This window comes from Tepidicella xavieri, assembly GCF_004363315.1.
Taxonomy (GTDB): domain Bacteria; phylum Pseudomonadota; class Gammaproteobacteria; order Burkholderiales; family Burkholderiaceae_C; genus Tepidicella; species Tepidicella xavieri.
The window spans coordinates 253,856-260,737 of the sequence record NZ_SNYL01000001.1 but is presented as its reverse complement, the minus strand read 5'-3'; the positions used below and the strand labels follow the sequence as shown (position 1 = coordinate 260,737).

The following is a 6,882-nucleotide window of genomic DNA, read 5'->3' as shown; positions in this document are numbered from 1 at the left end:
ACGGCCGAAGGCGCTTTGTCCAACATCGGCAACAACCTGCAGCGCATCCGCGAACTGGCCGTGCAATCGGCCAACGCCACCAACTCCGCCTCCGACCGCGCCGCCCTGCAGGCCGAAGTGGCCCAATTGGTCGGCGAAATCAGCCGCATTGCCGAATCCACCAACTTCAACGGCCTCAAACTGCTGGATGGCAGTTACAAAAACCAGAACTACCAGGTCGGTGCCAACGCCGGCGACACCATCTCCATCTCCGTGGCCGACAGCCGCGCCGCTGCGCTAGGCGCCACCACGCTGGCCTCTGTAGCGGATGCCGCCGACGAGCGCATCGCAAGCAATGTGGCAGTATCGGGGGCTTTGACCATCAATGGGGTTGCCATCGACACTTCCGGCTTGGCCAACGGCGACATTTCGGGACTCATCGGCCGCATCAACGATCAAAGCAGCGCCACCGGCGTGACGGCCGCGCGCGCCACCGTCACCCAAGCGGTCATTGCATCGACCGACTTAGGTGCCGGTGAAAGCGGGGCGATCCGACTCAACGGCACGGCCATCTCGATCAATGACACCCAGGGTGCCAGCCCAGCCGCCTTGGTGGCTCGCATCAATGAATTCAGCACCCAGACCGGCGTCACAGCGGAAGTACTGGCTGGCAACAATATTCGCTTCACCAGCTCCATCGGCGCAGACATCGTCATCCAAGACTATGGCACCAACACGGTGTTTGGTGACGTGACCACGGAAAGCACCTTCGTGGCAGGCATTGAACTGCGCACCCGCGCCGGCGGCACCATCACCGCAGCAGGCGCCGTTGCCGGTAGTTTGTATGCAGCCTCCACTGGCGCCAACGCCGGCGAAGCAAACACGTACACGGTCAACGGTTTGAGTGTGACCACGGTGGAAAATGCGAACAATGCCATCAAAGCGGTGGACTTCGCGTTGCAGAGCGTCAACAGCGCCCGCGCCGACCTGGGTGCGGTACAAAACCGCTTCAACGCCGTGGTGGCCAATCTGCAGGTCAATGCCGAAAACCTGTCGGCATCGCGCAGCCGGATTCAAGACGCCGACTTCGCGGCAGAAACCGCAGCCCTGAGCCGGGCGCAAATTCTGCAGCAGGCCGGCACCGCCATGGTGGCCCAAGCGAACCAGTTGCCCCAAGGGGTACTGGCGCTCCTGCGCTGATGGCCGTCGGTCAAGCCGGAAAGGGGAGGAACCTAGGTTCTTCCCCTTTTTTTCCATTGGCAGATCCTCACGAATCTGATACGCTGGCAGTCTAATGCAACGGGAGTCGCACGATGGCAAGCATCTCCTCTTTGGGCATCGGCAGCAGTGGGCTGGATATCCGCTCCATCGTCGACCAGCTGGTGAAGCTGGAAAAGCGGCCGCTGGCCCAAATCCAGTCCCGCGTCACGGTGGCCGAGACACGGATCTCGGCCCTGGGGCAGCTGCGGTCGGCCGTCGCTGAATTTCAAGACGCTGCGCGTGCCTTGCAACGCCCCACCACATACAGCGCCACGCAGGCCAATTCATCGGCACCCAATCTGGTATCGGCGCGATCGGCGGTCACGGCCCTGCCCGGTATTTACAGCGTCTCGGTGAGCCAAATCGCTCAGGGCCAAACACTCGTTTCCCCCAACAACAGCCCCGCCGATTTGTTCAGCCCCACCGCTGCGGTGGGCGCCGGCACGCTCACCATCCAGATGGGGCGTTTCGATGGCCCGAGCTTCACACCGGGCATCGCCAGCCCGCTGGTGGTTGATGTGACCGACACCGACACCCTGGTGGATGTGGCGCGCAAAATCAATGAGGAAGGTCGCGGCGTCAGCGCCAGCGTGATCAATGTCGACGGTGGCCAACGCCTGGTGCTGCGATCACGGGAAACCGGCGTGAATCAAGCGTTTACCGTGGCCGTGGCCGAGAGCCCCTTGCAGCCGGGGCTGGCGCGGCTGTCCTTTGATGGCAGCGCCTCCAGCAGCCTGGAGCGTACCGTCACGGCACAAAACACCTTGGCCACGGTGGACGGTATCGCCGTGGAATCTTCCAACGCCACCCTCAGCGACATCATCCCCGGCACCACGCTGACGGTTTCAGGCCCCACCAGCACACCGGTCACGGTCACTGTCCAGCGCGATACCGCAGTCACCCGCAAAGCCGTCGAAGACTTTGTGAGCGCCTACAACCAGCTCAACGCTTTGCTGGCCGATGCTTTGCAGTTCGACCCCCAAACCAAGGTCGCTGGCCCCTTCCAAGGCGATGTCACGGTCATCAACACGCAATCGGCCTTGCGCCAGGCCTTGGGGCAGCGACTGGAAACCGGCTCCTCATTCCAGAACCTGTCTCAGCTCGGCATCCGGATGCAGAAAGACGGTTCGCTGCAAATCGAAGACAACGAGCGCCTCACCGCGGCTCTAGCAGACCCGCAAAACGTGCGGCGTTTTTTCACCTCGTCTGGTCAAACGGGGGGCTCCGCGGGGCTGGCTGACCGACTGGTAGACTTCACCCGCTCCTTGCTCGATGAAGGCGGCCGGCTGAGCCAGAAGCAGCAATCGCTCAACGGCGTGCTCGACCAACTTCGCTCGCAGACCGATCGGGTCAACCAGCGCGCGCAAGCCGCTGAGGAACGGCTGTTGCAACAATTCAGCCGGCTCGACGCCAACCTGGCCCAACTCAATGCGCTCAATCAGTATGTGAGCCAGCAGATCCAGGCCTGGAACAACACCAATAAAAAATAGAACTGGGGGCCAATGCCCCCTTTTTTTTGCGTGTTGACCACAGCGCTTTTGTCGAAAAATTGATGAACCGCAGCAGGTAAAGCCTCAAGTGGCCCAACCTGCCAGGAGGTGGCAGCGGATGTTCACATGACCGCTTCGCCGTATCTCACGATCGATACCTGGAGTTCATCATGGCGACCACGATCAACACGAACATCTTTTCGCTGAACGCCCAGCGCAATTTGGCCAAAAACTCTGCCGCTTTGGGCACGACGATCGAGCGGCTCTCCTCGGGCCTTCGAGTCAATTCGGCCAAGGACGATGCCGCCGGCCTGGCCATCGCGGAGCGCTTCACCACCCAAATCAGGGGCCTCAATCAGGCCGTGCGCAACGCCAACGACGGCATCTCGCTGGCTCAAGTGGCCGAAGGCGCTTTGTCCAACATCGGCAACAACCTGCAGCGCATCCGCGAACTGGCCGTGCAATCGGCCAACGCCACCAACTCCGCCTCTGACCGCGCCGCCCTGCAGGCCGAAGTGGCCCAATTGGTCGGCGAAATCAGCCGCATTGCCGAATCCACCAACTTCAACGGCCTCAAACTGCTGGATGGGTCGTACAAGCTGCAACAATACCAAGTGGGTGCCAATGCCGGAGACACCATCGGCGTCTCTGTGGCTGACGCACGGGCCACCGCCTTGGGAGCCACCACGCTGACCTCCGACCCCGATGGACTGACGGAGCGCATCCCCAGCAACGTAGCCGTCAATGGCACCTTTGTGGTCAACGGCGTCAACATCGACACCTCGGGCTTGACCAATGGCGACATCAGCGGCCTGATTGCACGCATCGATGCACAAAACAGCGCCACCGGCGTCACGGCAGCCCGTGCCACCGTCACCCAAGCCAATTTCGCGGTTGCCCCCCTGACTGGCACAGACATCGGGGCGATCCGGATCAACGGCACTGCAATCAGCTTCTCGCAGGCTCAGGGGGCGACCGTCGCCGACATCGTGGAACGCATCAACGAATTCTCGACCCAAACCGGCGTCACCGCAGAAGCCAATGGCACCAGCGTCCGGCTCATCAGTTCCACCGGTGCCGACATCAAGCTGCAAGACTTTGGCGCAACCCTGACAGGCGGAGCCACCATCTTCACAGGCATTACCACCGAAGAAACTTTTGTCGCCGGGATTGAACTGCGCACCCGCGTCGGCGGCACCATTACCGTGACCGGCACCGCAGCTGCGGACTTGTTCGCAGACACCACCAACGGCGAAGCCAATACCTACACGGTCAACGGCCTGACGATTGCAACCGTCGAAGGCGCCAACAATGCCATCAAAGCGGTGGACTTCGCGTTGCAGAGCGTCAACAATGCCCGCGCCGATCTCGGGGCGGTGCAAAACCGCTTCAACGCCGTGGTGGCCAACCTGCAGGTCAATGCCGAAAACCTGTCGGCATCGCGCAGCCGGATTCAAGACGCCGACTTCGCGGCAGAAACCGCCGCCCTGAGCCGGGCACAAATTCTGCAGCAGGCCGGCACTGCCATGGTGGCCCAGGCAAACCAGGTGCCTCAGGGGGTGCTGCAGCTCCTGCAACGCTGACGCGCGCTCTGCCACCTCACAAAACCCCGGCTTCGGCCGGGGTTTTGCTTGAAGCGGCTCAAGATGTCGGCATCATCGCCGATAAAAAGGACATATCTCCTATTCGAGGTCATCCATGATGAATCGCCCCTTCTCCGCAGGCATGTCGGCATACCGCGACGTGGACATTCATACCCGCGCCTCCACCATGGATCAACACGAGCTGGTGGCGATGATGTACGAAGGCGCGCTGGAGAGCGTGGCGCGTGCCCGGGGCGCCCTCCAGCAAGGCGATATCGAGACGAAAGTGCTCGAAATCCAACGGGCTGTCCGCATCTTGCAAGAAGGCTTGCGCACCAGCCTCGACCTAGAAAACGGTGGGGAGCTGGCCGCCAACCTGGCCAATTTGTACGACTACTGCATTGTCCGGCTAACACAAGCCAATGGACACAATGACGAGGCGGCCCTGGCTGAAGTGGCTCGCCTCATCAAACCCATCGCTGAAGCGTGGCGGCAAATGCGCGCGCCCCTCGACAAGGGGGCGGCACCCAATGCTGCGCCCACCCCGTCGCCGTCAGCCGCCGACCCTGCGCCTTCTGCAACCACCCGTCGCATGGGCCACGTCTACAGCGCAGCAGTAGCGCTGGCCAGTGCCTGAGTATCTCTACAATCTGGGGGGTGAGTATCGATTCGTCCACCTGCACGGCCACCCCTAGCGGCGTGGCCCACCCCAAAACCATCAAGAGCTTCGTCAAGCGCGCGGGCCGCACCACCACGGGGCAGGCCAAGGCGTTTGAGCGCTGGGGGCCGCAGTTCATCCTGCCCTACCGCCCCGAGCCGCTGGACGCGGCCGCGGCCTTCGGCCGCTCGGCGCCGCTGGTGCTGGAAATCGGTTTTGGCATGGGGGAGGCCACGGCCCACATCGCCGCGCTGCGGCCCGACGACAATTTCCTGTGCTGCGAGGTCCATGAGCCCGGTGTGGGCGCCTTGCTCAAGCGCATTGGCGAACAGGGGCTGCGCAACATCCGCATCGTGCAGCACGACGCGGTGGAGGTGCTGGCTCACATGCTGACCGAAGCCAGCCTCGACGGGGTGCACGTGTTTTTCCCCGATCCCTGGCACAAAAAGCGCCACCACAAGCGCCGCCTGATACAGCCGCCCTTGGTGGCCCAGTTGGCCAGCCGCCTCAAGCCCGGCGGCTACCTCCATTGCGCCACCGACTGGCAGCCCTATGCCGAGCAGATGCTGGCGGTGCTCAGCGCCGAGCCCACCCTGCTGAACGCCGCGGCCGATGCCGGCCTGGGTGGCTACGCGCCCAAGCCCGATTACCGCCCGCTGACGAAATTCGAGCAGCGCGGCCTGCGGCTGGGCCACGGGGTGTGGGATGTGGTGTTCCGCCGCCGCGCCGACTGAACACGCCCCATGCCCATCGCGCCCCCTTGCCCTCCCGAATGGCTGGCCGGCCTGGATGCCTTGGCCGAACGCGCCATCGGCCTGTCTGAGCCCAACCCACGGGTGGCCTGCCGCCTCATCACCCGCGACGGGCGCTGGTTCGAAGGGCACACACAGCACGCGGGGGGGCCGCATGCCGAGGTCATGGCCCTGCGCAGCGCCCAGGCCGCTGGCGTATCGGTCCAAGGTACCACCGCCATCGTGACCCTGGAGCCTTGCAGCCACCATGGTCGCACCCCGCCGTGCTGCGACGCGCTCATCAACGCGGGCGTCGGGCACGTGATCGTGGCGCTGCAAGACCCCAACCCCCAGGTGGCCGGACGCGGCATCGCCCGCCTGCGCGACGCTGGCATCCGGGTGGATGTGCTTGATCCCACCCACCCCCTGGCCCTGGCCAGCCGGGCGCTGAACGTCGGGTTTTTCAGCCGCATGGAGCGCCAGCGCCCCTGGGTACGCATGAAGCTGGCCGCTTCGCTGGACGGGGCCACCGCTTTGCCCAACGGCGTGAGCCAATGGATCACGGGCGAAGCGGCCCGCCGCGATGGCCATGCCTGGCGCCACCGCGCCACCGCGGTGCTCACCGGCATCGGCACCGTGCGTTCCGACGATCCGCGCCTGGACGTGCGGCTGGTGCCGGCTTCGCGCCAGCCGGTGCGGGTCATCGTCGATTCGCGGCTCGAAACCCCACCCCAAGCCCGCGTGTTGCAGCCGCCGGGGCCGGTATGGATTTACACCGCTGCCGATGCCGCGCGCAGCGCCGCAGCCCGGGCCGCGCTGCAAGCCCAAGGCGCCCAAGTCATCGACTGCCCCGGGCCGCCCAAAGCCGCGGGCGGCAGCCCGAAAGTGGACCTGGCGGCCATGATGCGCGATTTGGCCCAGCGTGAGGTCAATGAGCTGCACGTGGAGGCAGGGCATCAGCTCAACGGCTCGCTGCTGCGCGAAGGGCTGGTGGATGAGGTGCTGCTGTACCTGGCCCCGCGCCTGCTGGGGCCTGGGGCCGGGCTGGCGCAGATCGGGCCTTTCGAAGCCTTGGCCCAGGGCATCGCTCTGAGCTTCATCGACCTGACGCCGGTGGGCGACGATGTGCGCATCCGCGCCCACGTATGCCCCCGCCCCTGAAGCGCGCCGCTGCATCCCCC

General features: G+C 64.4%; 6 protein-coding genes. All 6 read left to right on the top strand.

Annotated elements, in window-relative coordinates:
* Positions 1-1,179, top strand: a 1,179-nt coding sequence (locus DFR43_RS01230) for a flagellin (protein WP_245988777.1), incomplete at its 5' end; no start/stop codon positions are given.
* Between the two features lie 113 nt (positions 1,180-1,292).
* Positions 1,293-2,729, top strand: coding sequence for a flagellar filament capping protein FliD (gene fliD, locus DFR43_RS01225; RefSeq protein ID WP_133595531.1), 1,437 nt, complete (start codon positions 1,293-1,295; stop codon positions 2,727-2,729).
* A gap of 170 nt (positions 2,730-2,899) precedes the next feature.
* Positions 2,900-4,312: a flagellin gene (locus DFR43_RS01220; RefSeq protein WP_133595530.1), complete on the top strand. Its 1,413-nt coding sequence runs from the start codon at positions 2,900-2,902 to the stop codon at positions 4,310-4,312.
* Positions 4,313-4,427: 115 nt separating this feature from the next.
* Positions 4,428-4,949, top strand: a complete 522-nt coding sequence (gene fliS, locus DFR43_RS01215; RefSeq protein ID WP_133595529.1) for a flagellar export chaperone FliS — start codon at positions 4,428-4,430, stop codon at positions 4,947-4,949.
* A 20-nt stretch (positions 4,950-4,969) separates the two neighbouring features.
* On the top strand, positions 4,970-5,704 hold the full coding sequence (gene trmB / locus DFR43_RS01210; protein ID WP_425471060.1) for a tRNA (guanosine(46)-N7)-methyltransferase TrmB: 735 nt from the start codon (positions 4,970-4,972) through the stop codon (positions 5,702-5,704).
* A gap of 9 nt (positions 5,705-5,713) precedes the next feature.
* Positions 5,714-6,862 carry a bifunctional diaminohydroxyphosphoribosylaminopyrimidine deaminase/5-amino-6-(5-phosphoribosylamino)uracil reductase RibD gene (gene ribD / locus DFR43_RS01205; protein WP_133595528.1) on the top strand — a complete coding sequence of 383 codons (1,149 nt, stop codon included), beginning with the start codon at positions 5,714-5,716 and terminating at the stop codon, positions 6,860-6,862.
* Positions 6,863-6,882 lie beyond the last annotated feature (20 nt).